Origin of the sequence: Pelagibius sp. (genome assembly GCF_028289705.1) — a bacterium.
Lineage (GTDB): Bacteria > Pseudomonadota > Alphaproteobacteria > Kiloniellales > Kiloniellaceae > Pelagibius.
Window position 1 is genome coordinate 1 of record NZ_JANQOI010000004.1, and the last position, 2258, is coordinate 2258.

Annotated in this window: 1 protein-coding gene and 1 pseudogene; both read left to right on the forward strand. The window is 67.4% G+C overall.

The window, feature by feature from the left end; translation table 11 throughout:
• On the forward strand, window positions 1–1853 hold a 1853-nt coding region (locus Q0996_RS00160; protein ID WP_299614788.1), incomplete at its 5' end, for a DNA gyrase subunit B.
• Between the two features lie 136 nt (window positions 1854–1989).
• A pseudogene (locus tag Q0996_RS00165) lies at window positions 1990–2258 on the forward strand (penicillin-binding protein); the annotation flags it as partial.

Consider the following 2258-nt stretch of genomic DNA (forward strand, 5'->3'; position numbering starts at 1 on the left):
CGACCCTGGAGCATCGCCTGCGGGAACTGGCCTTCCTCAACTCGGGCGTACGTCTGACCCTCACGGACAACCGTTCGGCGGAGCCCAAGGAGATCGAGATGCATTACGAGGGCGGCCTGGTCGCCTTCGTCCACTATCTCGACCGCACCAAGACCGCGCTCTTCGAGCCGCCCATCACCTTGAGCGCCCAGCGTGGCGGCGTCACGGTGGAGGTGGCCATGCAGTGGACCGACAGCTATCACGAGACGGTCCTCTGCTTTACCAACAACATCCCCCAGCGCGACGGCGGCACCCACCTGGCGGGCTTCCGTGCCGCGCTGACGCGGCAGATCAACGCCTATGCCACGTCTTCGGGGCTGATGAAAAAGGAGAAGGTCGCGCTCACCGGCGACGACGCCCGCGAGGGGCTGACCTGCGTGCTGTCGGTGAAGGTGCCCGACCCCAAGTTCTCCAGCCAGACCAAGGACAAGCTGGTGTCCTCCGAGGTGCGGCCCATCGTCGAATCGGTGGTGAACGAACGCCTCGACCAGTTCTTCGAGGAACACCCGCAGGAGGCGCGGCGCATCGTCGGCAAGGTGGTCGAGGCCGCGGCGGCGCGCGAAGCGGCGCGCAAGGCGCGGGAGCTGACCCGCCGCAAGGGGGCGCTGGACGTCACCTCCCTGCCCGGCAAGCTGGCCGACTGCCAGGAACGCGATCCGGCCCAGTCCGAACTGTTCATCGTCGAGGGCGACTCGGCGGGTGGCTCCGCCAAACAGGGCCGCGAACGGCGCTTTCAGGCCATCCTGCCCTTGCGCGGCAAGATCCTGAACGTCGAGCGGGCGCGCTTCGACAAGATGCTGTCCTCCCAGGAGATCGGCACCCTGATCACCGCGCTGGGCACCGGCATCGGGCGCGACGAGTTCAACATCGACAAGCTGCGCTACCACAAGATCATCATCATGACCGACGCCGATGTGGACGGCAGCCACATCCGCACCCTCTTGCTGACCTTCTTTTTCCGCCAGATGCCGGAAATCGTCGAGCGCGGGCATCTCTACATCGCCCAGCCGCCGCTCTACCGGGCCAAACGCGGCGATTCCCTGCGCTATCTGAAGAACGATCCCGATATGGAGGCCTATCTGATCCAGAACGGGGTGCGCGATTCGGTCCTGGACAGTCCCAACGAGGGGCAGATGGCCGGGGCCGACCTCACCGCGCTGGTGGAGATGGCGCTCAAGGCCAAGCATTTCATGGACCCGCTGGCGCGCAAGGTGGGCAATGCGAACCTGGTGGAGCAGGCGGCCATCGCCGGGGTGCTGAGCCCTGAGATTCTGACCGACACCGCCCAGGCGGAGGCGGCGGCCGCCTACATCGCCACCCGCCTGGACGCCCTGGCGCCGGACCACGAGAAGGGCTGGCAGGGCCAGGTCAGCGAGGAGGCCTTCACCTTCACCCGCACCCTGCGCGGGGTCACCGAAAAGCGGGTGATCGACGGCCCGCTGATTCGCACCAGCGAGGCGCGGCGCCTGGACGAGATGGCCAGCGAGCTGCAGGCGGCTTTCGCCCACCACGCCACCCTTACCGCCAAGGACAAGAGCTTCCGGGTGACCGGGCCGGCCAGCCTGGTGAGCGCCATCTTCGAGTTGGGCCGCAAGGGGGTCACCCTGGCCCGCTACAAGGGCCTGGGCGAGATGAACCCGGAACAGCTCTGGGAAACCACCCTCGATCCCAACGTGCGGGCCCTGCTGCAGGTCAAGATCGCCCACACCGATCAGGCGGAGGACGTGTTCTCCACTCTCATGGGCGATGTGGTGGAGCCGCGCCGCGACTTCATACAGCAGCATGCGCTGGAAGTGGCCAATCTCGACGTCTGAGCCGGATTTCCGGCGGTTTCCGGCGGCTTGGGTATGATTTTGCGGCGGAAATGGGGCGTTTTCGTCCCAGGATTACCTCACCTTAGGTGGCAGGCGACGGTGGTGCGACTCCCCGCCTTTGTTTATCAATAGGGCCATGGCCGAAGGGAGTCGCGCAAAGGGCAATCGCGGGGGCGCGGGGCGGTCCGGCGCCAGCGCCGGCCGTGGCCGCAAGACCACCGCCTCCAGTCGTTCGGGCAAGCGGGCGGCCAAGGGGCGCAAGGGCGGCGGGTCGCGGACCCAGCGGGTGGTCCGCGCCGCCGGGATCCTGCGCCGGGTGGTCACCTGGTCGCTGGTGGCGGCGATCTGGCTTGGCGTGGTGGTGGCCGGGGTGCTCGCCTGGTATGCCTACGACCTGCCGGAGGT